We start from the raw sequence: 25,222 nt of genomic DNA, 5'->3' as shown, positions 1-25,222 counted from the left end.
CCCTGAGATCCCCCTCCGGTCGGCTCGACCGCACGATTAGAGGGTACGCGCGGATATTAGGCAAGCCGGTTCGGGCGCCAGCGGCGCGGAACCCAGTGGCCATTCTCCGCAAGTGTCCGGAAAGAGATAAATATTCCCAAGCAGATGCATGGATCGGAGAGATGCCATTGGGTTGGGGGGTGCGTTCGATTCGTATCGCATAAGCGATACAATCAGCCTCAGCCAACCCCCAGCGCCTTGAGCTTGCGGTGCAGCGCTGAACGCTCCATGCCGACGAATTCGGCCGTACGCGAAATGTTGCCCGAGAACCGGCTGATCTGCGCGATCAGGTAGTCACGCTCGAACACTTCCCGCGCCTCGCGCAGCGGCAACCCCATGATGTGCTCGCCATTGTTGCTGGTCGGCATCGCCGGCACCATCGAGCCGACATCCTGAGGCAGCATATCGGCTGTGATGATCGCTTCCGGACCGCCGCCGGCCAGAATCATGACGCGCTCGACATTGTTCCGGAGCTGGCGGACGTTGCCGGGCCAGACATGGGACTGCAATACCGCCATTGCATCTTGCCCGATCTGCCGCTTCGGCAAGCCCGTCGCCGCCGATATCTGGTCCATGAAATAATCGATCAGTTCGGGGATATCCTCGCGGCGTTCCGACAGCGGGGGAACACGAATCGGCACTACTGACAGTCGATGGTAGAGATCCTCCCGGAATCGCCCTTCCGCGATCTCCTCCTCCAGATTGCGCGCGGTCGAGGAGATGATTCGGACGTCGACATGAATCTTGGCGGCGCCTCCCGAGCGTTGAAAGGTCTGATCGACCAGCACGCGCAGGATCTTGTTCTGGGTTTCGCGCGGCATGTCGGCGATTTCGTCGATGAACAGCGTGCCGCCGTGAGCCTCTTCCAACGCGCCAGGCTTGCGCGGCTGCTCGCCGTTCGTCTGCTCGATGCCGAACAGCTCGACTTCCATCCGTTCCGGGGTGATCGCCGCGGCGTTGATGACGACGAACGGGCCTTCTGCACGGCTCGATGCATTGTGCAGCATGCGCGCCGCCAATTCCTTGCCCGAGCCGGAGGGGCCGACGATCAGGATACGGCTGTTGGCCTTGGCCGCGCGGTCGATGGTCTGGCGCAACTGGTTCATGCAGGCGGAGCGTCCGGTGAGGACGCTCGCGGTAGGAGCCAGTTGCTTGAGTTCCTTCACCTCGCGCTTGAGGCGCGAGGTCTCCAGCGCCCGCGTCGCCACAAGGATCAGCCGGTCGGACTTGAACGGCTTTTCGATGAAGTCATAGGCGCCCCGCTTGATCGCCGCCACCGCCGTCTCGATGTTGCCGTGGCCTGAGATCATCACCACCGGAACGTCGGCGTGCTCCTTCTTGATTTGCTCGAGCAGTTGCAGGCCGTCGAGCTTGGAGCCCTGCAGCCAGATATCGAGAAACACCAGATGCGGGCGGCGGTTGGCAACCTCGGCCAACGCCGAATCGCTGTCGCGCGCGGTACGGGTATTGAAGCCTTCGTCTTCCAGGATGCCTGCAACGAGGTCACGAATATCGGCTTCGTCGTCGACAATCAGAATGTCACTGGCCATGGGTTACACCTGCCTTGTCAGTTGCCCGTTGCGGCTTCGGTTTTTGTTCATCATTGGTCGCGGATGCCGCCTCATTGGTTTCGTCAATCTGTGGTTTTGCCTCCGGAGCCGGTTGCTTCGGCGCATGGCCGGATACGGCGAACCGCAGCCGCATCCAGGCGCCGCGCTGACCGGGGCGGAAATCGGAGGCGTCCTTGAGCTCGATGCGGCCGCCATGGTCTTCCAAGACGCGGCCGACGATGGCGAGCCCGAGACCGGTGCCCTTCTGGCGCGTCGTCACATAGGGCTCCAGCAACCGCGCGCGGCTCACTTTCGGCAGGCCGATACCGTTGTCGATCACGTCGATCACGATGTCGTCTTTTTCGCGCGCGGCGATGACGTCGATGCGTCCCTTGCCGAGTTCTTCCGGCGGCACCTGCTCGATCGCCTCCGTCGCGTTCTTGATGATGTTGGTCAGCGCCTGGGAGATCAGCCGGCGGTCGAACTGCGCGCGCATCGGGTCCTGCTTGATATCGGCCTCGATATCGAGATCGGGATGCCCGACCTTCATCAGGAATACCGCCTGCCGCACGGTGTCGGCGACGTCCTCGCCTTCCATGACCGGCTTTGGCATCCGCGCGAAGCGGGAGAATTCATCAACCATCCGCCTGATGTCGTCGACCTGTCGCACGATGGTTTCGGTACATTGTTCGAAGATGTTCTTGTCTTCGGTGATGACCTTGCCGAATTTGCGGCGGATGCGTTCGGCCGAAAGCTGGATCGGCGTCAGCGGATTCTTGATCTCATGGGCGATGCGGCGCGCCACGTCGCCCCATGCCGAGGTACGTTGCGCGGAGACGAGCTCCGTGATGTCATCGAGCGTGATGATGTAGCTGTCGCGCGAGTGGCTGGTCTGCTCGGCGCTGACGCGGACCGACAGGTTGCGCTCGTGGCCGTCGCGGGTGATCGTGATCTGGCCTTGCACCAGGCGCTGCGTCCCCTCACGCGCGGTCTTCATCATGTCGTCGAGCTCGGGCAGGACGTCCGATAGCGGATGGTCCAGCGTCTCCGATTCCGCGTGGCCGATCAGTTTCTCGGCCGAGCGATTCAGGATGCCGACGCTACCCGAAGCGTCGACGCCGATGATACCGGCGCTGGCCGAGGACAGCACCGCCTCGATGAAGCGGCGTCGGCTGTCGATCAGCTCCGAGGCGCTGACCAGCTCGTCGCGCTGGGTGCGCAATTCGGCCGTCATCTTGTTGAAGGTCTCGCCGAGTTGGGCGAGATCACCCTCAGATTTATGGACCGGCACCTGGACATGCAGATCGCCGGTCGAAACGATGTTGGCCGCGCTCATTAGATTTCGGATCGGCGCCACCAGCCAGTTGGCGAAGTTCAGCCCGATCAGCACCGACGCCATCAGAATGGTCAGCGCAATCACCGCAAACATCAGCGCGAAGGCGACCTGAATCCCGAGCCGACGGGCTTCGATCTGGGCATATTCGGCGACGCTGGCCTCGGTCTGCTTGAGCTGGCTGATCACACGCGGATCGAGCAGGCGTGCCACGTAAAGGAAGGTATCGTCAAAGGCGCGCAACCGGATCACCGCGGCCACATAATTGGCTTCGGGAAAGACCGCGATCGGCGGCTCATCTTCATTGACGTTGCTGAGAAATTCCCGAGGCGGTGTCGTGAATTCCTGCTGGATTCCGGTCTTCGCCGTGACCAGGATGTTGCCATCCTTGTCAACCAGCATCGCGGCTGGCAGGTTTCGCGCGGCCGCATTTGCGGTCAGCAGTTCCTGAAACGACCGCCGGTCCTGATCATACAACGGTCGCGCGCGGGCAATATCTTCCGTCATACCCAGGATGTCGCCACGGATAAGCCTTGCGTGCTCCTGCATGTAGGCGCGGGCAACGGTCAGCGAGTTCTCTATGACCTCGCGCGTCGGACCCGAGAACAGCCGGTCGAGGCCGCGGTCGATGGTCACGTTGGCGACGATCGCGACGAGTACGGCCGGCAGCACGGCGATGATGGAGAACAGGCTGACGATCTGAACGTGCAGCCGTGCCGCGGCCCGGCCACGCCGCCGCGCCTGGATCACCAGCCAGACTTCGCGGCTGATGATTGCGACCAGCAGAAGTGTGGTCGCTGCATTGATCAGCAGGAACGAATAGACAACCTGGCGAGTAGGCTCGATCGGCGTCAGGCCGGCCAGGACGATGAAGGTCAGAAATGCCGACAGCAGCGCGACGGCGACCGCAAACGGCGCCACCCACTTCCGCAGGATCCCCCCTCCGGATTCGGTAAGCGATGGGTCGAACGATGGTGCCGAGTTCGTCTCTGCGGTGGTCATTCCGGCAATTCGGTGAGCTGAAAGGCTATGGCCCGCCAATTGCGGACTGATGCATTCATATCACAATGTTGCCGAATTGCGGCATCAGTAAGATGTTTGATTTATCAATAGCTTACTGACATTCTTTTCGCGCGAGTGGTAAAATTGCCAAGCGTCGAATCATCCTCACCAGGCAATTATCCGCAAGGTAACGGCAACCCATCGGGGAAGATGCCATCGGCAAGGTTTGTCGCAGAATCGGACAAGGCATGGGGGATTCGGGAAAGACGCCCAAGCCGTCCTGGGCCAGAACCGTGCACCAACATTCGAACCCGAGGTCCCGTCCTGCCCAAGTTCCCGCGCGGCCCTGCCAGCCCCGCATCCATCGTCGTTGCTATGAAGTGGGTAGCCAGTCTTCCGCCAAAGGCACGTGCTAGCTTTGCCAGGGGTCGATGCGTTCGTGGCACCTATGCGCCATCCGATCAGGCCAAGGAGATCACGAAATCCTGTAGCTTCACCAAGCCATCGCGCGTGCTGGCGCGCTTCTCGGTGGAAGGAGGCCTCGACACCAACGACACGTTGCTGCGCGGTTTCAGCTTCCGGCTTGGCAGCGATGGCCAGCGCTCGGAAATATTCACACAGAGCGCCCCGGTTCATTTCGCGAGGACGCTTGACCAGATGTTGGCTTTCCTCCGAGCGCGCATTCCAGGACCCGACGGCAGGCCGGACATGGAAAAGGTCGAGGCATTCTCAGTTGCCAATCCCGAGACGCTGCATCAGGCACGCTACATGGCCGCGCATCCGCCACCCGCAAGCTTTGCCTGCACAACCTATTGGGGAGTGCACGCTTTTCCCGCGACGAATTCAAAGGGCGAAACCAGGTTCATCAAGTTCAAGGTCGCGCCGGTTGGCGAACAGGCGACCGGGCCCAAGGTCAGGGTTAAGCCTGCCGGGCTGCTGCACGACGACCTCGAAACCCGGATCGCGGCTCGCGATATCAGGTTCAGCGTAGTGGCGCTGCTGGATCGTCCCGGTGACCCCGTCATGGACGTGACCGTCCGATGGCCCGATGAGGACGGACGCGAAGCGGTGCGGCTGGGAACGATCGTGATCACCGGTGTTGAAGCAAATGATGCGTGCGACGAGCCCGTCTTCAATCCGGCAACTCTGGCCGAAGGCATCGGTCATCCGCTGGACGAGATGTTTGCGGCCCGCCGCGCCGCCTACACTATCTCGCAGACAAGGCGTCGCTGAGCGGACGAGGCCGCTCCCGTGGCTCCGATCACGTTTCGCTTTCCGGTGCGCCCAGCATTTCGCGACGCCACACTCCAGGGCTGACGCCGATCACGGAGGTAAACACCCGCGTAAAGTGGCTCTGATTGGCGAACCCCGCCGACACCGCAATTTCCGACAGAGGCAGGTCGCGAACGGTCATAAGCTGCCTGGCCGCCTTCACACGCTGGCGAAGCAGCCACTGGTGTGGCGGCAGGCCGGTGGAGATGCGAAAGGCGCGCGAGAAGTGGCTGACCGAGAGATCGAATTCTGCCGCGATCTGCTTCAACGAAAGTGTCCCGCCGAGGTCGGCCTCCAGTCTTTCACAGGCGCGCTTGACCTGCCACGGCGCAAGGCCGCCGCGGGCCAGCTCGGTATCGCGCCGCAGTCCGCCATAGGTCTGGGCAACGTGCGCGGTGAGCGCGAGCATCATGTGATCGATGAAAAGCTGGTTGGCCTCGGATGGCCGCCGCAATCCTTCCAGGAACGAGGCGCCGATATGACGGACGACCGTGTCGTCGTGGCCGACGCCGAGCTCACAGGCAAGATCGCCAATGCGCGGCGCGCCGGACTGTTCAGCGATGCCGTCGAGCGCCGAGCGCGGAAGATGGAAAAACAGGGAATGAAACGGCTTGTCGATCACATAGCGCGGATCGCACTTGAGATCGTACAGATAGGTCCCACCGGCCTGGACATCCCTCTTCATGATGCACTTGCCGCGCTCCCAAAGCTCGCAGTCCGGATAATCGTGAAGCTTCAGGCTGACGAGAAAGGCGTCCTCCGGTGTCAGCGAGCCGGAAAGGCCGGGTACCGGGTTATCATCGCGCGTTTCGGTGACCGCAAGTTCAACGCCGCGCAGTGAACGCGTGACCAGCGACGGCGGCGCATCTTTCAAGTGCAGGAATCGCCCGAGCCTCGCGCCGAAGGCGCCCGCCTGTGCCATATGCATTATCCTGCTTTTGAAGTTGGAAGGACTGGCATCGCGCCGTCAGCGAAATGAATGCATATTATCTGCTTTCGGAGCGCGGCCGTCTACCATGTTTGGCCGAGGCCCTATCTCATCAGTTTTGTGACACAAGCGCAGCAGCTTGCTTTTGGAATGGCAGCGCTGTTGTCCGTTTTCAACGCAAGCACACGCAATGGTAGCGGCCCTTGCCTCATTCGACGGCAGAGGCCGACCCCGCTCAACTGTTGAGCGACTTCGGTCACAAACGCTTGATGGCCGCTTGCAGCAAGATCAGGCAAAGCACCGCCGCTTTGGGAAAGACCCGGTAGTTCTACGCGCCTAGAACACGCACCGAAAGCTCTCGACGCTTGGCGCATCAATACGGGCAGACAGGAAGCAATAGCTTCGCGTCAGCACCGCAAGTCAGGCCCGCCGGCGCGAGCGAAAGGCCCCCTTCAAGCGAGCAACTGCCATGAGCAAGCCAATCCTGCGCAATTCTTCGCAAGTGAATTCCCACACCGCGTCAGACGCGGATCCTTCGCAGATCGCCGACTCCCGTACTGCCGATGCGGAGATGGCACGCGTGCTTCACACCAAACCACTCCGCATGGCTTTGGACACTTCCGGGGCCGGGATCGCCCACTGGAAGCACGACCCATTGCACGACGTTGTCGAACCCATGACCCATCACGTCATCATGGCTTACAACGGCTCAGTGCAGCGCATGGAGCGGCGATCAGGAAGATCGGTTGCGATCGGAACGTTTCGTCCCGGGGTTGTGATAATCATTCCGGAAGGATCGAGCTCCCGATGGGATATTCCGAAACCTGTTGATGTCGTACAGCTCTATCTTCCTCACACAACGCTCAAGCGGGTTGCCGACGAAGCCGACATTGCCACATCGACCAATCTCTTGGAGCGAACGGCGCATCCCGACCCCATTACGTCCCGATTGCTCCTGAGCGCCTCGGATGTCCTGGAGGGCAATGAGGCGCTGGATACGCTCTTCAGGCAGCAACTGACGGACCTCCTGGCCACGCGTCTGCTGGCTGCGCACACCGGCTCGCCAACCACGATCCAGCCGGTCATGGGCGGGTTGTCGCCGAAGGTGCTCGGCCGCGCCATCGAGCGCTTGCGTTCGGATGCCGATGCGGACGTCTCGCTCGCGGCGCTGGCTTCCGATGCCGGCCTGTCGCGCTTCCATTTCTGCCGTGCCTTCAAGGAAAGTACCGGGCTTTCGCCGCATGCCTGGCTACGGCAGTACCAACTCGAGCAGGCCATGAACATGCTGCGCGACACTAACGATTCGATCGTGTCGATCGCAGCCGCGCTTGGCTACTCGTCGCAGACCGCTTTTGCCGCCGCGTTCAGAAAGCTGACGGGCGAAACCCCGAGCGATTGGCGGCGACGCATTCGGTAACCGCAATCGCTCTACAGGTACGGCAATCGCTCTGGGGCAGTCGCAAATCCAATTCGCTAGATCAGCGTGGCACAACGCCAACAACGGATGGAGATAAACGATGGCCTGGATGAACGTCGCTAACCCGTTTGCAATCGCACCGCGGCGGAGAGTCGTCGCGACCGCACTCATGTACGGACTTTCGTTGAGTGTTCGCTTCACCTCGGCAGCGGGCGAAGAAACGGAAGTTCCGGCACATGCCGTCCAAACCGCCAGCCCCGTCAGTTCCATCATCTTTTACAAGGACTGGCCCGCGAAGCCCGCTCCGTTGATGGCCTTTCAACGCGGCTCGCTCCCGGGATCCGGGGGCTGCCGAACGGCATGTGAACGTCCCATGCCAATGCCGCTAATGCTGGACTGCTCCGCACCGTAACAGCCGGGACTCGTTTCACATCATCTTTGCGTCATCGATCGGAAGAGGTTTGCCGCCAATGCAGGGCGGCGGCGATGACGCGCGCACGTCCGAGAGAATCTAACCACAGGAGCAAACCATGCGACTTGTTATCATAGGAGCCGGCTTCGCCGGCATGTACGCCGCACTTTCCGCAGCCCGCCTGCGCGACATCCAGGGCGTTTCGCCCGAGGAGCTCGAGATCGCACTGATCGCACCCGAGCCGACGCTGGTGGTCCGTCCCCGGCTCTACGAATCGAAGCCGGAGACCCTGACGGCGCCTCTGCTTGATGTCCTCAAGGCAATCGACGTTGTCTACGTGCAAGGCAGCGCCGAAACGATCGACACCAAGGCTCGCATGGTGCAAGTCGCTACCGCCAAAGGCACCCGAAAGTCTCTCTCCTACGATCGCCTGGTCGTGGCTACGGGCAGCCGCCTGTTCCGCCCGAACATTCCCGGTCTTGCCGAACACGGCTTCAGCGTCGACCAACTCGACGACGCGATTGCCCTCGACCGGCATCTGCATAGCCTGCCCAATCGTCCGGCAATGAACGGGCGCGACACGGTCGTCGTCGCCGGCGGTGGTTTCACCGGCATCGAAGCGGCAACCGAGATACCGGCGCGGCTCCGTGCGATCCTTGGCAAGGATGCCAACCCGCGCGTCATCATCGTCGACCGGAACAGCGCGATCGCTCCCGATATGGGCGCGGGTCCCCGCCCCGTCATTGAGGACGCCCTGCGCAAGCTTGGCGTTGAGACGCGGCTCGGTGCCGGCGTCGCGTCGCTCGACAAATCCGGCGTCACGCTTTCCGGTGGCGAGCGCATTGAAGCCGAGACCGTGATCTGGGCCGCCGGCATTCGCGCCGCACCGTTGACCGCGCAGATCCCCGCCGAGCGCGACAATTTCGGCCGGCTGCTTGTCGACCGGGATTTGCGCGTGCCGTCGGTGGATGGCGTCTTTGCCACCGGCGACGCCGCTCGCGCGGCGTGTGACGATGTCGGCAACTACGCGCTGATGTCGTGCCAGCACGCCACGCGGATGGGTGCCTTTGCCGGCAATAATGCCGCCGCGGAGCTCCTGGGAGTCCCGACCAAGCCATATCACCAGAAGGGCTATGTCACTTGTCTCGACCTCGGAGAGGCCGGCGCACTTTTCACGAGCGGCTGGGAACGCAACGTCAAGATGGTCGGCGACGTCGCCAAGAAGACCAAGCAGGAGATCAACACCGTCTGGATCTATCCGCCGCAGGCCGAGCGCGCGGCGGCGTTGGCATCGGCCGATCCGGAGCGTGTGACCGATGTGACTGGCTTCCTCTAGACCCTTCACGCGAAACGGGCTTGCGCTCGCTGCTGGCTGCGCAGCCTGCTCAACCGAGACCAGCCAGCAGCCCTTACCATGAAGCAGGAGACAAACATGAGCCTAACAGACATGAGCTTAGACAACACCTCACAACCCAGTAGGCCGGGGCCTGAAGAGTTGGTTCCGTCGCGCTACGCGCTGAAGGTCGGCGAGATTGATGTGCTGGTGGTCAGCGATGGCGTGCTACCGCTCCCAACCGCAATGTTGGCCCACAACGTCGACCCGGCCGTCCGGGCGGCTTGGCTGGACGAGATGTTCCTGCCGCCGGACGCGTTCGATTGGGCGCTGAACGTGGTCGTGGTGCGTAGCGGCGGCCGGACCATACTCGTCGACGCTGGTCTAGGGTTCGACCCGGACTTGCACTTGCCGCGGGCCGGGCAGTTGATCAAGCGACTGGAGGCCGCCGGCATCGATCTTGCGTCCGTGACCGACGTGGTGCTCACCCACATGCACATGGACCACATTGGCGGGCTGCTCGTCGACGGGGTCAAGGAACGGCTGCGTCCGGACCTGCGGATCCACGTGGCGGCCGCCGAGGTCAAGTTCTGGGAAGCGCCCGATTTCTCCCACGTCTCCATGCCGCCGGGATTCCCGGACGCGCTTCGATCGGCCGCCAAGCGGTTCGTGAAAGAGTACCGCAGCCAGTTGCGGCCGTTTGAGGAGGAGTACGAGGTGGCGCCGGGGGTGGTCGTCCATCGCACCGGCGGCCACACCCCCGGGCACAGCGTGGTCCGCCTGGCGTCCGGCGGCGACCGGCTGACGTTCGCCGGCGACCTCGTGTTCGCGGTCGGGTTCGAACACCCCGAGTGGTACAACGGCTTCGAACATGACCCCGAGGAGTCGGCACGCGTTCGTATCAGTCTTTTGCGGGAGCTGGCGGCGACCGGCGGCCTCCTGGTGGCCACTCACCTGCCGTTCCCATCCATCGGCCATGTGGCGGTCGACGGCGACGCCTTTCGTTGGGTACCGGCCATCTGGGACTACTGATCGCTTGTTGGGTTAGGGCCGAACCAGGGCGCGTACTCATAGCGTTAATGAGTGCGCGCCTCCCGGTTGGGCGCGCAATGATCGCGGGTGAACAAGCATTGGCCGGCGGATGGGCTTAGCAATCCCTAACCGCCACTCCGGTAGACCTGAATATCGAGATCCCTGATCTTCTTGCGCAGCGTATTGCGGTTGAGGCCGAGCAGATCGGCCGCGCGAATCTGGTTGCCGCGCGTGGCCGCCAGCGCCGCGGTGAGCAGCGGTACCTCGATTTCCTTGAGGATGCGGTGGTAGAGGCCCGGCGGCGGCACACCGTTCGGAAAGCCCGAGAAATGCGAGGACAGGTAGGCCTCGACCGCGCCCCCGAGGTTTTCGACGCCCATCGGGGCGTTGGCGCCCGAGGTGACGGCCGGCGGCGCCAGTTCGCCATCAATTACCGAGGCCGTAATGACGTCCTGCGGATAAAGCGCGGCCAGCCGGCGCGCGAGGTTTTCGAGCTCGCGCACGTTGCCAGGCCAACGGTGCTGCTTGAGCCGTTCCAGCGCCAGCGTGTCGAGCTTCTTCGGCGGCAAACCGTCCTTTTCGGCGAGCGAAAAGAAATGCCTGATAAGATCGGGCAGATCCTCGATCCGCTCACGCAGCGGCGGCAGGCGCAGAGGCACCACGTTCAGGCGGAAGAACAAGTCTTCCCGGAACAGACCCTGCTGGATCAGGATGCGCAAATCCTTGTTGCTTGCCGCCACGATCCGTACGTCGGTCTTGATCGGGGTACGGCCGCCGACGGTGGTGTATTCGCCCTGCTGCAGCACCCGCAGCAGCCGCGTCTGCGCCTCCATCGGCATGTCGCCGATTTCGTCGAGAAACAGCGTACCGCCCTCGGCCTGTTCAAACCGGCCCGAGGCGCGAGTGTTGGCGCCGGTGAACGCGCCGCGCTCGTGGCCGAACAACTCCGATTCGATCAGATCGCGCGGGATCGCCGCCATGTTGACGGCGACAAACGGGCCGTTGCGGCGCTTGCCGTAGTCGTGCAGCGCGCGGGCAACCAGTTCCTTGCCGGTGCCGGACTCGCCGGAGATCATCACCGTGAGGTCGGTCTGCATCAGCCGCGCCAGCACCCGGTAGATCTCTTGCATCGCCGGCGAGCGGCCGACCAGGGGAATCGAATCGAATTCACCCTCGTCCGCGGCGCTCGTCACCCGCTCCTTCGGCTCGGCCAATGCGCGGCCAACGATGGTGATGAGTTCCTTGAGGTCGAAGGGCTTCGGCAGATATTCATAGGCGCCGCGTTCCGACGCCCGGATTGCCGTCATGAAGGTGTTTTGGGCACTCATGACGATGACAGGAAGGTTCGGCCGCATCTTCTTGATGCGGGGCAAGAGATCGAACGCGTTCTCGTCTGGCATCACCACGTCGGTGATGACGAGATCGCCCTCCCCCTGGCTCACCCAGCGCCACAGCGTCGCGGCGTTCCCGGTCAGGCGCACTTCATATCCGGCGCGCGAAAGAGCCTGGTTCAGAACGGTGCGGATGGCGGTGTCGTCATCGGCAACGAGTATGCTACCTGCTGCGGGCATTGCTATTCCTCATCTTGCGTCCTGTGAGGCAGGCGGCAGCGTACCCGGAACGCCGTCGCGGTTGCTTTGGTCGAACTGTTTGGCGGGATTGAACATCGGCATCAGCACCCGGAACGTCGTCTTCCGCGGCTGGGATTCGCATTCGATGATGCCGCCGTGATCGCCGACGATTTTGGCAACCAGCGCGAGACCGAGCCCGCTCCCGGTTTGCTTCGTCGTCACGAAGGGATCGAACAGGTTCGGCAGCAGGTCTTCCGGCACGCCGGATCCATTGTCCTTGACGCAGAACTCCAGCGGCAACGATACCCGCGATTTCTTGCCCGGCACCGATAGGCGGACGCCGGGACGAAAGGCGGTGGTGAGCTGGATTTCCGCATCGCTGCCGAGATCGGCGACCGCTTCCGCGGCGTTCTTCACGAGATTGAGGAAGACCTGAATGAGCTGGTCCTGATTGGCCAACACCGGCGGCAACGACGGGTCATATTCCTCGATGAAACGGATGTTGCGGGCGAAGCCGGACTGCGCCAGCCGTTTGACGTGGTCGAGCACGGAATGGATGTTGACTGCCCCCCGCGCCACCGGGCGGTCGTCGCCGAACACTTCCATGCGGTCGACCAGGGTGACGATGCGGTCGGCCTCATCGCAGATCAGCCGCGTCAGCATGCGGTCTTCGGACGAGGCCGCCTGCTCCAGCAATTGCGCCGCGCCGCGGATGCCCGACAACGGGTTCTTGATCTCGTGCGCCAGCATCGCGGCCAACGCGATTACCGAGCGCGCCGCGCTCCGATGCGTCAACTGACGGTCCATCTTGTCGGCGATGGTGCGCTCCTGCAGCATCACGACGATGTGGCCGGGCCGTTCGGTGAGCGGGGCCACGTGCAGATCGACCTGGCGGTCGCCGCCGATGCGGGGCGTGCCGAGATCGACCTTGTATTCGTTCACGGGCGAGCTGCTCGATCGCACCTGGTCGATAAGCGCCAGCAGTGGACTCCCGAACGGCACCAATTCTTTCAGCGACTGCCGCCGCAGGAACTGCGTCGAAATCTCGAAGAAGGATTCGGCAGCGATGTTGGCGTCGACGATGCGGCCGTCCGGCGCCACCAGCAGTACCGGGTTGGGCAGCGCGTTGAGAATGGCCTCGCTTTCGGAGGGCACGGCGCGGCGATATTCTGCGGCTGAATTCATGCAGCAGCACTCCATGAGAAATCGTCAAACGCGTCCTGCAGCGAGCGGTGGACGCGGTGCGGATCCTCCGACGTCAGAATCTTTTGCCGCCAGCCCTTCAGCGTCTCCACCGGTGCGCGGCTGCATTGCGCCGCCACCTCCAGCGCCCAGCCGAGATGCTTGCGCGCATGCTTGAGCCCGATGCGCAGCCCGTAATGGCTGCAGATTTCGTCGTAGAGTGCGCGCACATGCGCGAGTTGTTCGGCCAGCGACGGCGCAGTCTCAGCCTGTCCGGTCTCAAGCCGACGGCCGATCTGGCCCGGCAGCCAGGGCTGGCCCTGCGCACCGCGCCCGATCATCACGGCGTCCGCGCCCGACACTTCCAGCGCGCGGACCGCCTGCTCGAATGAGGTGATGTCGCCGTTGACGACGAGCGGCACGGAAACCGCGTGCCTGACCGCGCGCACGGCGACCCAATCGGCGACGCCCTTGTAAAACTGGCAGCGCGTGCGCCCGTGCACGGTGATCATCTGCACCCCGGCGGCTTCGGCGCGGCGCGCCAGCTCGGGCGCGTTGAGCGAGCGATCGTCCCAGCCGAGCCGCATCTTCAGCGTCACCGGCACCTTGACCGCCGCGATCGTGGCTTCGATCAGCTTGAGCGCATGATCGAGATCGCGCATCAGCGCCGAGCCGGACTGGCCGCCGGTGACATGACGCGCCGGACAGCCCATGTTGATGTCGATGATGTCGGCGCCGGCAGCCTCCGCAACCCTCGCCCCCTCCGCCATCCAATGCGCCTCGCAGCCCGCGAGCTGAACGACATGCGGTCCGACACCGGCCGTCTCGCAGCGCAGAATCGACATCGGCCTGCCGTGCACCAGTTCGTCGCTGGCGGTCATCTCGGAGACGACCAGTCCGGCGCCGAGCGTGGCGGCAAGGCGTCGAAAGGGGGCATCGGTGACGCCGGACATCGGCGCCAGAAGGACCCGGTTGGCGACAGCAATCTCGCCTATTTTCAACGGCTTAGAGCGTGAACTTTCCGGGCCGGTCACGGCGTTCTCTTGGTTGGGGCGGCGGCGTCATTGCAACCGTCGGCGCATATTGTGAGCACAAATCTTGGGCAGTCAAGCTTCTTGCCTACACTTTAGACAGATCTATCATTTGCGCAAGTGCACTGCAACAAAAACCGCTTTTCCCACAGCTCGTGGGAATCGCTCTGTTTTTCCTCAGTCGGCATGGTAAGGGCTGTGCGCCGGCACACCCGCCCTCCTCACCACCCCTAATTCGTTCGTATTTGAGTCCAGATGCCCAGACCTGAGCGTACCGCAGCCATTCTCGTCGCAGCCGGACGCGGGCTTCGCGCCGGCGCCGGGGGACCCAAGCAATATCGCGAGATCGGTGGGCAGACGGTGATCTTCCGCGCCATGCAAGCGTTCAGCCGGCATCCAGACATCTTCGCCGTGCAACCGGTGGTGAATCCCGATGACGCCGCCATCTTCAACGAAGCCGTCGCAGGACTGCGCCATCAACCTCCCACAAGTGGCGGAGCCACCCGTCAGGCCTCGGTGCATGCTGGACTCGAGGCGCTGGCTGCGGAGAAGCCCGATATCGTCCTGATCCACGATGCCGCGCGTCCCTTTGTGACCTCCGCGGTAATTTCGCGTGCGATCGATGCCGCCGGTCGGACGGGCGCTGCTATTCCGACAATTCCCGTCACCGATACGATCAAGCAGGTCGGTGATGCCGGTCACGTCGAGGCGACGCCCGAACGCGCATGGTTGCGAATCGCGCAAACGCCGCAGGCGTTTCGCTTCGATGTCATTCTCGATGCCCATCGCCGCGCCGCGCGCGACGGCCGCAGCGATTTCACCGACGATGCGGCGCTCGCGGAATGGGCGGGATTGACGGTGGCGACCTTTGAAGGCGATCCTGCGAACATGAAACTGACGACGCCTGAAGATTTCATTCGTGAAGAAGCTCGGCTCGCCGCCCAGCTCGGCGACATCAGGACCGGCACCGGCTACGACGTGCACGCCTTCGGCGACGGTGATCATCTGATGCTCTGCGGCGTACGGGTGCCGCACGTCAGAGGCTTTCTCGCCCATTCCGATGGCGACGTCGGCCTGCACGCCCTGGTCGACGCCATCCTCGGTGCGCTGGCAGATGGCGATATCGGCTCGCACTTTCCGCCGAGTGATCCGCAGTGGAAGGGTGCAGCGTCCGACAAATTCCTCAAATACGCCGTCGATCGCGTCACCGCGCGGGGCGGACGAATCGCCAATCTCGAAGTCACGATGATCTGCGAGCGCCCGAAGATCGGGCCGCTGCGCGATGTCATGCGCGCCCGCATCGCCGAGATCACCGGGCTCAACATCTCCCGCGTTGCGGTGAAGGCGACGACCAGCGAACGGCTCGGCTTTACCGGCCGCGAGGAAGGCATCGCCGCAACCGCGAGCGCTACCATCCGCCTGCCTTGGAACGATAAAGGTTGGAGCGAGTAAGATGAGCGGCAGCGACGCCCGCGCCCTCGCCCGCTCGCTGCTTGATTTGTGCCGGATGCGCAAGCTGACGATCGCCACCGCGGAGTCCTGCACAGGAGGCCTAGTGGCCGGCGCGCTCACCGACATTCCCGGCTCTTCTGATGTCATCGACCGCGGTTTCATTACTTACTCCAATGAAGCCAAGCGCGCGATGCTCGGCGTCAAAGCCTTGACGCTGACAACCTTCGGCGCAGTCAGCAAGGAAACCGCGACTGCAATGGCAGTCGGCGCGCTGGAAAAGGCCGGCGTCGATCTCGCGGTATCCATCACCGGCATTGCGGGTCCGGGCGGGGCCACGCCGGGCAAGCCGGTCGGCCTCGTGCATTTCGCGGTCGCATCGCGCGACGGCAAGATCCTGCACCGCGAATTCCGCTTTGGCGCCATTGGCCGCACCACCGTCCGCCAGCGTTCGGTGGTGGAAGCGCTGCGCATGCTGATGGAGCTCGCCCGCGGACCGCAAGCTTCCGCCAAACCGCGACGCGAAACGATGAGCCGGCTACGCCCACGGGTGGCCCGTACGCCGCGGCGCAGCGCCGTTAAACGGCGCCGGCCGACGCGGCCATAAACCAGTATCAAACCGCCGCGGCCAAAGCCTTGGCGTGCGTTTCGCTCAGCGAGCTCACCGGCGTCAACGCCTCTGGGCTGATCGAAAGCTCGATGATGGCCGGAAGTCCGCTGCCGACAGCCTCGTCGAACGCGCGCGCGAAATCCTCCGTACGCTCGACATATGCGCCGAAGCCGCCACAGGCGCGTGCCAGTGCGGCAAAGTCGGGGTTGGCCAGATCGGTGCCGGAGACACGGCCCGGATAGGTCCGCTCCTGGTGCATCCGGATGGTACCGTACATGCCGTTGTTGCAGACGATCACGATCAGCGGCAGCCGGTTTTCGACTGCGGTCATGAACTCCAGCCCGGTCATCTGGAAGCAGCCATCACCGGCGAACGCGATCACGGTTCGCTCCGGATGCAGCAGCTTGGCGGCAACGGCCGCGGGCAAGCCATAGCCCATCGATCCCGAGGTCGGCGCCAGTTCGGTACGAAATTGCCGATAACGCCAGAAACGGTGCACCCAGACGGCATAATTGCCGGCGCCGTTGCAGATGATGGTGTCATGGGGCAAGCGATCGCTCAAACCGCGCACGACCTGCGAGAGCTGCACGTCGCCGGGCGAGCGGGTCGGCTCGGTAAAGGCGAGGTAGTCGGCATGCGCCGCCTTGACATAGTGGGCGCGCGATTGATGCTTCGGCTCCAGCCGCTTGATGGCGGCTGCAAAGGCCGCGCTGCTCGCGACCACGCCGAGCGTCGGCGAATAGACGCGGCCGATCTCTTCCGGGTCGGGATAGATGTGAACCAGCGGCTGCTTCGGTTTCGGAATATCGAACAGCGTGTAGCCGGATGTGGTGGCCTCCCCCAGCCTCGCGCCAAGCGCGATCACCAGATCGCTGGTTCGGATCCGGTCGGCAATTTTTGCGTCCAGACCGATGCCGACATGGCCGCCATAGGCCGGATGCAGATTGTCGAAATAGTCCTGGCATCGGAACGAGACGCCGACCGGAACCTCGTGCGCAGCGGCAAACGTTTCGAGATCGCGGCGAGCCTGATCGCTCCATCCGCCGCCGCCGACGATCAGGAATGGCCTCTTCGCCTCCGACAGCAGCGCATGGAATTGCCGCAAGGCGCCGTCATCGGGCGCGACCGGAATCGGATTGTAAGGTGGCGCATCCGCCACCTCCGCGGTGTCGGTGAGCATGTCCTCGGGCAGCGCCAGCACGACCGGGCCGGGACGGCCCGAGGTCGCGGTGAAGAAGGCGCGCGAGATGAACTCGGGAATCCGCCGCGCATCATCGATCTGGGCGACCCATTTCGCCATCGGCCCGAACATCTGGCGATAATCGATTTCCTGGAACGCCTCGCGTTCCATCATGTCGCGTCCGACCTGGCCAAGCAGCAGGATCAGCGGCGTCGAGTCCTGGAACGCGACATGGACGCCGGAGGACGCATTGGTGGCGCCGGGGCCGCGGGTGGCGAACACGATGCCGGGCCGTCCCGTCAGCTTGCCATAGGCCTCTGCCATCATGGCCGCACCGCCCTCCTGCCGCGCGTTGATGAACCGCACGCGTTGGCTCTGGTATATGCCGTCGAGGGCAGCCAGGAAGCTTTCACCGGGCACGCCGAACACGGTGTCGGCACCGTGCAAGGCCAGTTGCTCGATGAGAATGTGGCCACCGGTTCGAAGATTTACGTCCATCGTCTCGTCCCTCTGTTGCGGGATCACGGATTTGGACCCGGCTTAATGAATGGCGTCGGCACCAGCAACCGGTTTCCTGCGAAATCAGATATGCGGCTCGGCATCTTCCCTATTGTTGGTCTTTCGGCCGCACCCGTGCGTCCACGCCAGTCACGGCCTCGTAAGCCTTGATGACGGCTGTGCAGGACTCGCCGTCGTGCCCGAGCAGTGCCGCCTGCCGGTAGGTCTGGTGCACGGCCTCAGCCATGAACCCGGGCAGACCCGCCTCCTCCAGCCAGCGCGCATAATAGCGGACGTCCTTGCGGGCGTTCGCCAGTGACATCAGCGGGGTGAAGTCGCCATCGAGCGTGGCCTGGCCGTAAAGATCGAGCATGCCGCTCTTGCCGCCGGCTGCCGAGATGATGCGGATGAGTTGCGAGAGGTCGAGCCCGTCCTTGGCCGCGAGCGCAAACCCCTCGCACCACGCCGCCACATTGGCGAAGGCGATATAGTTGTGAATGAGCTTGAGGCGGATCGCGTGTCCCAATGGGCCGATGTGGAAGATGTTTTCGGCATAGAGCTCAAAATAGGGCCTGAGGTCGTCGAGCAGGTCGCGCTCGCCGCCGAACAGTACGTTGACCTTGCCGATGTCGGCGTGTTTCGGGGTTCGCGTCATCGGTGCTTCGGCATACCGACCGCCGGCTGCCCGCACCATGCGGTCGAGCTTTGCGACCATCTGCGGGCTGCCGGTGGTGTGATCCACGATGATGAATCCCGGCGCCGGACTGGCAAGCAGCCCATCGCTGCGAGTCATCAACGCCTCGACATCCTCGGCCTCGTTGACGCAAATCATGACGATGCGGCAGTTGTCGCGAATTTCCTGAAGACCGCTGGCAGCGGTCGCGCCAAACGATTTGGCAACGGCCACAGCCGCCGGGTTGAGATCATAGGCGGCGACCGCCACGCCCTTGGCAACGAGGTTCTTGACCAAGCCCCGTCCCATTCCACCGAGGCCGATAAAGCCAACGCGCTCGAATGTCGTCATTTCAACCGTTCCGTTGTTGTTTCCTGGAATTTTTCCGAAAGCCGATCGCGCCGAGTTGCGGAGACTAGCTTCGGGTCCCGGTGGCGGGCTTCCCGTAAATCACGTCCGCCCGCTTTTCGAACGCGGCGGCAAAACGCTGGAAGGCCGTATCGAACATCGTCCCCATCAGCATCGCCAGCATCCGGCTCTTGAATTCATAGGACAGGAAGAATCCGACGTCACAGTCGGTTTCGGATTTCGGTTCGAACGTCCAGCGGTTTTCCAGATTGCTGAAAGGGCCCTTCAAATACTCGACCATGATTTTCAGGTTCGGCCGGTCCAGCGTCACCCGGCTGGTGAAGGACTCCCGTACCAGCTTGAATGATACCGTCATGTCGGCGACGACGACTTCAGTGCCGTCAGCTTTCTGCGTCCGCTGCCGTATCCTCAGCGATTGGCACAGCGGCACGAACTCCGGATAGCGCTCGACATCGGCGACCAGATCGAACATATGCGACGCGGTATGATGAACCCGGCGCTTGCTGGAAAAGCGAGGCATTGGACGCGCTCAACCGTGTAGCGCAGCCCGCGCCGCCCTGAGCTTGGCGAAATTCTCACCCGCATGATGCGACGAGCGGGTCAGCGGACTGGCCGACACCATCAGAAAACCCTTGGTATAAGCGACCTTCTCGTAGCCCGCGAATTCGTCCGGCGTCACGTAGCGCATGACGGCGTGGTGCTTGCGGGTCGGCTGCAGATACTGCCCGATGGTCAGGAAATCGACGTCCGCGGAGCGCAGATCGTCCATCACCTGCAGCACCTCGTGGCGCTCCTCTCCGAGGCCAACCATGATGCCTGATTTGGTGAAGATCGTGGGATCAATCTCCTTGACCCGCTGCAACAGCCGGATCGAATGGAAGTAGCGCGCGCCCGGGCGTACCGTGAGATAACGCGCCGGTACGGTTTCCAGATTGTGGTTGAATACGTCGGGCTTCGCTGCCGCGACCACCTCCAGCGCGCCTTCCTTGCGCAGGAAGTCGGGGGTCAGAATTTCGATGGTCGTGGTCGGGCAGCGTGCGCGAATGGCGCGAATCGTCTGCGCAAAGTGCTCGGCGCCGCCGTCGGCGAGGTCGTCGCGATCGACCGAGGTCACCACGACGTGGGTCAGCCCGAGCTTGAAGGTCGCCTCCGCGACATGTTCCGGCTCATTGGCGTCGAGCGCGCCGGGCATGCCGGTCTTGACGTTGCAGAACGCGCAGGCCCGCGTGCAGGTGTCCCCCATGATCATGAAGGTGGCGTGCTTCTTGTCCCAGCACTCGCCGATATTCGGGCAGCCGGCCTCCTCGCACACCGTGACGAGGCCGTTTTCCTTGACGATCTTTCGCGTGTCGGCATAGCCGCGAGTGTTCGGCGCGCGCACCCGGATCCAGTCCGGCTTCGGCGGCGACAGCGCATCCGGCCGGTTCACCTTTTCGGGGTGACGCGGGCGAACCTGGTTCAGGGAGACGGTATCGACGAGAACGACCATGTTAAGTCCGGATGTTACGAGAATACCTAGCTAATCCGTGTCGCCGACGGCTGCAACTCTGTTGCGGAAAACCACAAGCTAGCTCGCGAAACCTAGCAGATCGTGCAAGATAATGACGAATTTCACCTGTTCCGCGAACGATTCTCACCTGAAAATGGTTCAAAACTCCAAGCCTGCCAGCGGCGCCGCCCTCCGGCTCGGCAAGCCGCTGAAACGCTCGTTTTTCGACCGCAGCGTGCATGAGGTCGCGCCCGACCTGATCGGCGCGACGCTCTTGGTCGACGGCGTCGGCGGCACCATCGTCGAGGTCGAGGCCTATCACCATCTGGACCCGGCCGCGCATTCGTTTCGCGGGCCGACGCCGCGCAACCGGGTGATGTTCGGCCCGCCGGGTTTTGCCTATGTCTACCGCTCCTATGGCATCCACTGGTGCGTAAATTTCGTCTGCGAAGAGGAAGGTTCGGCCAGCGCCGTCCTGATACGCGCGCTGCAGCCGACCCACGGCATTGCCGCGATGCGCCGCCGCCGCGGCCAGCAGGATGAGCGCGCGTTGTGTTCGGGGCCGGGCAAGCTCTGCGAAGCGCTCGGGATTACGATCAAGCATAACGAACTGCCACTCGACGTGCCGCCATTTGCGTTGCATGCACGCATGGGCAGACTCGACATTGCCGCAGGCGTGCGGATCGGCATCACCAAAGCGGTCGATCTGCCATGGCGCTACGGATTGAAGGGGTCGAGGTTTTTGAGCAAACCGTTTTGACAACGGATTCTCCTTCGGCCGTCATTGCGAGCGCCAGCGAAGCAATCCATCGCGCTGAGCATGAGGTGAAAATGGATTGCTTCGCGGAGCCTGTCATCCGGCGGCGCTTCGCGCCGACCGGGTGGCTCGCAATGACGTGGAGATAGCAACACAAAACACCATCGTCATCCCTGCGAAGGCAGGGATCCAGTACGCCGCGGCCTATCGGTTCAATCATCGCTGTCTCTGGAATACTGGGCGCCCGGTCAAGCCGGGCGATGACAGCGAATGCGTGTCGGCGTTCTCGCGACACGATGCGCCCGAGCTTTTGCAAATCGTTCGCCCCCCAAAGAGTGAGAGGGCGCAGGGAATGCCGGGTGCTTTGCTGCACCCGCGGTCTCGTGTGCAAGGTGCACTTCAAGAATGCGCACACGAGCATACAGGTACAGCCGGAGCATCCCGGCATTCCCTGCGCGATGGGTTTACGTCTTATGCCGCGCTCTCCCTGGAGACGAATTCCTTTTGCCTCCATCACTGACGAATTGACGGCTCGCATGACTCGGTTGAGCGCTGCAAACCTCCGCCAGCTTGACACCAGCCACGGGTGCCAGGACCACACGGTTTTGCCGTACGCAGCTTCCTCTGCCAGAGATTCCGACCGGCCAAGTGCGTGCCTGCCAAAATTCGGACGGAGGCGTTTAAGCGCCGTACGTCCTGCGCGCTGTGTCCGCTCACGGCAAAACCGCCCTGCGACCACATCCACGCGCCCGACGCTGCCGCGTCCACCGCAACCCGTCCCAACGTTCGTGACGATGGCCAACGCCCCTCTCTCGGGACGGGATGGCGGGAGTTTTACCGGTGATTTGGGTCTGGCGCGAAGCGGAATATTTTTGATTCCAGGGCTTGACCTGATTTCTGAAAATCAGAAGTGATTTGCCCCATCGGATGATCTGCCGGACCTTCGATGCAAGATTGTGTGCTATCACCGTAGTTGCACCAGCGGACCCGGCCACTCAGGACGGAGCTACACCGTCAGCACATCTTCAATCCGGATCGGTAAGGTCCGCACGCGCTTGCCGGTGGCGTGAAACACGGCGTTGGCGATGGCGGGGGCCATGCCGACGAGCGCGATCTCGCCGAGGCCTTTGACGCCGAGGGCGTTGACGTGTGGATCGATCTCCTCGACGAAGTGCGCTTCAAGTTGGGGAATGTCGAGATTCACGGGCAGCAGGTAATCGGCCATATGGGCATTGACCGGGCGGCCGTCGCGCGGATCGAGGACTGTGCGTTCCATCAGCGCCATGCCCATCCCGCCGATCATGCCGCCTATGCATTGGCTCCTCGCAAGTCGCGGATTGACGACGCGGCCGATGCCATAGGCGCCCACGGCGCGGCGCAGCCGGATCGTGCCGACATCGGGATCGACGGCCACCTCCGCAAATACGGCTCCAAAGGAGTGCATCGAAAATCGGGCCGCAACATCGGGATCGCGCTGAGCCGAAGCCGTAGCCTCGATGGGTCGGCCGTCCTGAGGGCGCTTTGCGGCTTCCTCCTGCACGGCCATGCAGGCGGCGCGGATCGCAGAGCCGACCGAGGCCATCGTCCATGAGCCACCATGGGATGGAGCCGGCGGATAGTCAGAGCGGCCAAGGCTCAGACGCACCCGTTCAACAGGCAGCCCCAGCGTCTCGGCGGCAACCTGCGTCATCGACGTGTAGGTGCCGGGGCCCATGTCGCTTGCTGCGACCTCAACTTCGGCGGTGCCGTCCGGGAGCAGCCGCGCTCGCGCATTCGCGGGCGCATGGAAGGCCGGATAGCTCGCCGATGCCACGCCCATGCCGACCAGCAGCCGGCCATCGCGCATCGAACGCGGTTCGGGTAACCGCCGCGACCAGCCGAAACGTTCGGCGGCGAGATCATGGCATTTCATCAGCGACCGGCTGGAGAACGGCTTGTTCTCGCCCTCATCGATTGCCGGCTCGTTGCGACGCCGCAGATCGATCGGATCGATTCCGAGCTTGTACGACAGTTCATCCACGGCACATTCGAGCGCAAAGACACCGCTTGCCTCGCCGGGGCCACGCATATGGTTCGGGGTGCCGATATCGAGTGGCAGCAGCCGGTAGCGGGTCCGCACGTTCGGCGTGGAGTACAGGAAGCTCGTGACCGAAGTCAGGGCCTCCATGAACTCTTCATAGCGGCTCGTCTCGCCGGTGCCTTCGTGCACAATGCTGGTGAGCTTGCCATCCGCCGTGGCGCCTAGAGCCATCCGCTGCAGGGTGCGGGGCCGATGGCCCGTCATGAAGAACATCTGCTTGCGCGTGAGTACGAGCTTGACGGGACGTCCCACCTGTCGTGCCGCCATGGCCGCAAGCGTGACATGCGGCCACGTCCTGAGCGACGTGCCGAAGGCACCGCCGATAAACGGACAGATCACCTGTACATTCTCGGGCGGCAGGCCGAACACGGCTGCGATCTCGGCCTGTTCGTTGACGACGAACTGGCTCTTGCTCCACAGCGTCAGCCGATTGCCATTCCAGGCCGCGACGGTGGCGTGCGGCTCCATTGGATTATGGTTCTCGCGCGCGATTTCATAGACCTCGTCGACCTTCACCGGCGCGTCCCCGAGCGCGCTGTCGGCATTGCCGCGCGCGGTGTCGGCCGGCAGCCTCGCATCCGGCTGCTTCCCAGCTTCCGGAACGACAGGTCGGGCTTTTGGGTCGGCAGGATCAACGAGCGGCCGCTCGGCCGTGTAGGAGATGCGCAGCCCCGCAGCCGCGCGCTCCGCCTGGTCGAGGGTATCGGCGACGACGATCGCTACCGGTTGCCCGTAGAAGCGCACCTGGTCGTCTTGCAGCACATGCAGCCGCTCGCCTGTCGCCGGATCGATATAGCTCTTGTGCGGTGCGTATGGCAGGCGTGGCGCATTGCGATGCGTGATGACGGCAACGACGCCCGGCATCTTCTCAACCGGCGCGGTCTCGATACCGGTCACGCGGCCGAGCCCCACCGTGGCACCGACGATCACCGCATAGGCCTGGCCGCCCTGGTTGAAATCGGCCGCATAGCGCGCCGCGCCCGTGACCTTGGCGCGACCATCCACGCGCGGCAGCGGCTTTCCGATCACGTTCGTCGTCATGCGGCTTCTCCCGACATTTCAAGAGCGCGGACGATCGTCCGGGGCAGCAGTTCGAGCTTGTAATGATTGCCCGACAACGGACGGGCTCCTTCGAGCGCCAGCCGGGCGGCGGCTTCGAAGATTTTGCGATCCGGAGCCTTGCCGATCAGCGCTTTCTCCACCGTGCGCAGGCGCCACGGCCGAGTGCCCACGCCGCCGACAGCGAGCCGCGCCTGACGGATCAAGCCGTCCCCGACATCGAGTGCGGCGGCGGCGGATACGAGCGCGAACTCGTAAGAAGCGCGGTCGCGCACCTTGAGATAGCGCGCCCGCCGGCTGAACGGACCGCCGGGGACCCGCACCGCGAGGATGAGCTCGCCAGGCAGCAGCGTGTGTTCGAGATGCGGCGTATCGCCCGGCAAGCGAAACAGCTCCTCAACCGGAAAGCTGCGCTCGCCCTGTGGCCCCCTCACCTGCATCGTGGCATCGAGCGCGACCAGCGCGACGGCAACGTCCGAAGGATGCGTTGCCGCGCAATGATTGCTCGTGCCGAGAATGGCGTGGCCGGCATTGAGGCCATCGATCGCGGCGCAGCCGGAGTTCGGGGTGCGCTTGTTGCAGGACGCGTCGTGCATCCGGAAGTATGGGCAGCGCACGCGCTGGAGCAGGTTGCCGCCGATGGAAGCCATGTTGCGCAACTGCGGCGAGGCGCCCTCGATCAGGCTTTCGGCGACGAGCGGGTGCAGGCGTTGTACGTCGGGGTGGGCGGCAATATCGGCCATGCGGGCGAGCGCGCCGATCACGAGATCGGAGCCCTCGATGCGGATTTCGGAGAGCGGGAGCGTGTTGATGTCGACGAGGTGTTCCGGCTGCTCCACCTCCTCCCGCATCAGGTCGATCAACGTGGTGCCGCCGGCGATGAAACGTCGGCCGGACGATGCGGCGGCGATGGCGGCCTGGACGGAGGTCACCTTCTCGAGCGTGAATGGAAGCAT

At 63.5% G+C, this 25,222-nt stretch carries 19 protein-coding genes; 7 read left to right on the top strand and 12 right to left on the bottom strand.

Going from position 1 to position 25,222, the window contains the following annotated elements:
- Window positions 1–218: 218 nt before the first annotated feature.
- Both ntrX and V1273_RS17670 read right to left on the bottom strand, forming a co-directional pair.
- Window positions 219–1,589, bottom strand: a complete 1,371-nt coding sequence (gene ntrX, locus V1273_RS17675) for a nitrogen assimilation response regulator NtrX (RefSeq protein WP_334362530.1) — start codon at window positions 1,587–1,589, stop codon at window positions 219–221.
- Window positions 1,579–3,924 (bottom strand): sensor histidine kinase NtrY-like, encoded by a 2,346-nt coding sequence (locus V1273_RS17670; protein WP_334410387.1) that lies wholly within the window; start codon window positions 3,922–3,924, stop codon window positions 1,579–1,581. Before V1273_RS17670 ends, ntrX begins: the two co-directional genes overlap by 11 nt.
- A 375-nt stretch (window positions 3,925–4,299) precedes the next feature.
- On the opposite strand from V1273_RS17670, the gene V1273_RS17665 reads away from it, so the two are divergent.
- Window positions 4,300–5,157: a catalase gene (locus V1273_RS17665; protein ID WP_334412232.1), complete on the top strand. Its 858-nt coding sequence runs from the start codon at window positions 4,300–4,302 to the stop codon at window positions 5,155–5,157.
- A gap of 28 nt (window positions 5,158–5,185) precedes the next feature.
- Here V1273_RS17665 and V1273_RS17660 read toward each other — a convergent pair whose 3' ends face one another.
- Window positions 5,186–6,118, bottom strand: coding sequence for a helix-turn-helix domain-containing protein (locus V1273_RS17660; RefSeq protein WP_334410386.1), 933 nt, complete (start codon window positions 6,116–6,118; stop codon window positions 5,186–5,188).
- 475 nt (window positions 6,119–6,593) lie between these two features.
- Here V1273_RS17660 and V1273_RS17655 point away from each other — a divergent pair, with 475 nt between their 5' ends.
- From V1273_RS17655 to V1273_RS17645, 3 genes are all read left to right on the top strand, one after another.
- Window positions 6,594–7,541, top strand: a complete 948-nt coding sequence (locus V1273_RS17655) for a helix-turn-helix transcriptional regulator (RefSeq protein ID WP_334368898.1) — start codon at window positions 6,594–6,596, stop codon at window positions 7,539–7,541.
- Between the two features lie 530 nt (window positions 7,542–8,071).
- Complete coding sequence (locus V1273_RS17650) at window positions 8,072–9,289, top strand: NAD(P)/FAD-dependent oxidoreductase (RefSeq protein WP_334362527.1); 1,218 nt, start codon at window positions 8,072–8,074, stop codon at window positions 9,287–9,289.
- A gap of 96 nt (window positions 9,290–9,385) precedes the next feature.
- A complete protein-coding gene (locus V1273_RS17645; protein WP_334362526.1) occupies window positions 9,386–10,318 on the top strand; it encodes an MBL fold metallo-hydrolase in 933 nt (310 codons plus the stop codon).
- A gap of 125 nt (window positions 10,319–10,443) precedes the next feature.
- Here the strand turns inward: V1273_RS17645 and ntrC are convergent, their stop codons facing one another.
- From ntrC to dusB, 3 genes are read right to left on the bottom strand one after another with little or no spacing between them, the layout of a single operon-like run.
- On the bottom strand, window positions 10,444–11,889 hold the full coding sequence (ntrC, locus tag V1273_RS17640; protein WP_334362525.1) for a nitrogen regulation protein NR(I): 1,446 nt from the start codon (window positions 11,887–11,889) through the stop codon (window positions 10,444–10,446).
- A 9-nt stretch (window positions 11,890–11,898) separates the two neighbouring features.
- Window positions 11,899–13,074 carry a two-component system sensor histidine kinase NtrB gene (locus tag V1273_RS17635; protein WP_334362524.1) on the bottom strand — a complete coding sequence of 392 codons (1,176 nt, stop codon included), beginning with the start codon at window positions 13,072–13,074 and terminating at the stop codon, window positions 11,899–11,901.
- The gene (gene dusB / locus V1273_RS17630; RefSeq protein WP_334412231.1) at window positions 13,071–14,072 is read right to left on the bottom strand and encodes a tRNA dihydrouridine synthase DusB; all 1,002 of its coding nucleotides are present in this window, start codon (window positions 14,070–14,072) and stop codon (window positions 13,071–13,073) included. The genes V1273_RS17635 and dusB overlap by 4 nt, the downstream gene beginning before the upstream one ends.
- A 285-nt stretch (window positions 14,073–14,357) precedes the next feature.
- On the opposite strand from dusB, the gene V1273_RS17625 reads away from it, so the two are divergent.
- Both V1273_RS17625 and V1273_RS17620 read left to right on the top strand, forming a co-directional pair.
- On the top strand, window positions 14,358–15,554 hold the full coding sequence (locus V1273_RS17625) for a bifunctional 2-C-methyl-D-erythritol 4-phosphate cytidylyltransferase/2-C-methyl-D-erythritol 2,4-cyclodiphosphate synthase (RefSeq protein ID WP_334410385.1): 1,197 nt from the start codon (window positions 14,358–14,360) through the stop codon (window positions 15,552–15,554).
- A 1-nt stretch (window position 15,555) separates the two neighbouring features.
- Window positions 15,556–16,158, top strand: coding sequence for a CinA family protein (locus tag V1273_RS17620; protein ID WP_334410384.1), 603 nt, complete (start codon window positions 15,556–15,558; stop codon window positions 16,156–16,158).
- 7 nt (window positions 16,159–16,165) lie between these two features.
- On the opposite strand, the gene V1273_RS17615 is transcribed toward V1273_RS17620, so the two are convergent.
- The 4 genes from V1273_RS17615 to lipA form a co-directional block, all read right to left on the bottom strand.
- Window positions 16,166–17,839 (bottom strand): thiamine pyrophosphate-binding protein, encoded by a 1,674-nt coding sequence (locus tag V1273_RS17615; protein ID WP_334410382.1) that lies wholly within the window; start codon window positions 17,837–17,839, stop codon window positions 16,166–16,168.
- A 109-nt stretch (window positions 17,840–17,948) separates the two neighbouring features.
- Window positions 17,949–18,863 carry an NAD(P)-dependent oxidoreductase gene (locus V1273_RS17610; protein ID WP_334410380.1) on the bottom strand — a complete coding sequence of 305 codons (915 nt, stop codon included), beginning with the start codon at window positions 18,861–18,863 and terminating at the stop codon, window positions 17,949–17,951.
- 64 nt (window positions 18,864–18,927) lie between these two features.
- Complete coding sequence (locus V1273_RS17605) at window positions 18,928–19,401, bottom strand: type II toxin-antitoxin system RatA family toxin (RefSeq protein ID WP_065744589.1); 474 nt, start codon at window positions 19,399–19,401, stop codon at window positions 18,928–18,930.
- A 9-nt stretch (window positions 19,402–19,410) separates the two neighbouring features.
- Complete coding sequence (lipA, locus tag V1273_RS17600; RefSeq protein WP_334382231.1) at window positions 19,411–20,370, bottom strand: lipoyl synthase; 960 nt, start codon at window positions 20,368–20,370, stop codon at window positions 19,411–19,413.
- Between the two features lie 154 nt (window positions 20,371–20,524).
- Between lipA and V1273_RS17595 the strand changes: the two genes are divergently transcribed.
- Window positions 20,525–21,130 carry a DNA-3-methyladenine glycosylase gene (locus V1273_RS17595; RefSeq protein ID WP_334362518.1) on the top strand — a complete coding sequence of 202 codons (606 nt, stop codon included), beginning with the start codon at window positions 20,525–20,527 and terminating at the stop codon, window positions 21,128–21,130.
- Window positions 21,131–22,133: 1,003 nt separating this feature from the next.
- On the opposite strand, the gene V1273_RS17590 is transcribed toward V1273_RS17595, so the two are convergent.
- Together V1273_RS17590 and V1273_RS17585 are read right to left on the bottom strand one after the other, a co-directional pair.
- Window positions 22,134–24,248, bottom strand: a complete 2,115-nt coding sequence (locus V1273_RS17590; protein WP_334410378.1) for a xanthine dehydrogenase family protein molybdopterin-binding subunit — start codon at window positions 24,246–24,248, stop codon at window positions 22,134–22,136.
- Entirely contained in the window at window positions 24,245–25,222 is a 978-nt protein-coding gene (locus V1273_RS17585; RefSeq protein WP_334410376.1) for an FAD binding domain-containing protein, read from the bottom strand. Before V1273_RS17585 ends, V1273_RS17590 begins: the two co-directional genes overlap by 4 nt.

It is taken from the genome of Bradyrhizobium sp. AZCC 1721 (genome assembly GCF_036924715.1).
In the GTDB taxonomy this organism is placed as follows: Bacteria; Pseudomonadota; Alphaproteobacteria; order Rhizobiales; family Xanthobacteraceae; genus Bradyrhizobium.
This window is presented reverse-complemented; position numbering and strand designations above follow the sequence as displayed.

Coding starts and splice junctions, on each gene's coding strand:
- ntrX (WP_334362530.1), bottom strand. CDS start 1,589: ATGGCCAGTGACATTCTGATTGTCGACGACGAAGCCGATATTCGTGAC.
- V1273_RS17670 (WP_334410387.1), bottom strand. CDS start 3,924: ATGACCACCGCAGAGACGAACTCGGCACCATCGTTCGACCCATCGCTT.
- V1273_RS17665 (WP_334412232.1), top strand. CDS start 4,300: ATGAAGTGGGTAGCCAGTCTTCCGCCAAAGGCACGTGCTAGCTTTGCC.
- V1273_RS17660 (WP_334410386.1), bottom strand. CDS start 6,118: ATGGCACAGGCGGGCGCCTTCGGCGCGAGGCTCGGGCGATTCCTGCAC.
- V1273_RS17655 (WP_334368898.1), top strand. CDS start 6,594: ATGAGCAAGCCAATCCTGCGCAATTCTTCGCAAGTGAATTCCCACACC.
- V1273_RS17650 (WP_334362527.1), top strand. CDS start 8,072: ATGCGACTTGTTATCATAGGAGCCGGCTTCGCCGGCATGTACGCCGCA.
- V1273_RS17645 (WP_334362526.1), top strand. CDS start 9,386: ATGAGCCTAACAGACATGAGCTTAGACAACACCTCACAACCCAGTAGG.
- ntrC (WP_334362525.1), bottom strand. CDS start 11,889: ATGCCCGCAGCAGGTAGCATACTCGTTGCCGATGACGACACCGCCATC.
- V1273_RS17635 (WP_334362524.1), bottom strand. CDS start 13,074: ATGAATTCAGCCGCAGAATATCGCCGCGCCGTGCCCTCCGAAAGCGAG.
- V1273_RS17625 (WP_334410385.1), top strand. CDS start 14,358: ATGCCCAGACCTGAGCGTACCGCAGCCATTCTCGTCGCAGCCGGACGC.
- V1273_RS17620 (WP_334410384.1), top strand. CDS start 15,556: ATGAGCGGCAGCGACGCCCGCGCCCTCGCCCGCTCGCTGCTTGATTTG.
- V1273_RS17615 (WP_334410382.1), bottom strand. CDS start 17,839: ATGGACGTAAATCTTCGAACCGGTGGCCACATTCTCATCGAGCAACTG.
- V1273_RS17610 (WP_334410380.1), bottom strand. CDS start 18,863: ATGACGACATTCGAGCGCGTTGGCTTTATCGGCCTCGGTGGAATGGGA.
- V1273_RS17605 (WP_065744589.1), bottom strand. CDS start 19,401: ATGCCTCGCTTTTCCAGCAAGCGCCGGGTTCATCATACCGCGTCGCAT.
- lipA (WP_334382231.1), bottom strand. CDS start 20,370: ATGGTCGTTCTCGTCGATACCGTCTCCCTGAACCAGGTTCGCCCGCGT.
- V1273_RS17595 (WP_334362518.1), top strand. CDS start 20,525: ATGGTTCAAAACTCCAAGCCTGCCAGCGGCGCCGCCCTCCGGCTCGGC.
- V1273_RS17590 (WP_334410378.1), bottom strand. CDS start 24,248: ATGACGACGAACGTGATCGGAAAGCCGCTGCCGCGCGTGGATGGTCGC.
- V1273_RS17585 (WP_334410376.1), bottom strand. CDS start 25,222: ATGCTTCCATTCACGCTCGAGAAGGTGACCTCCGTCCAGGCCGCCATC.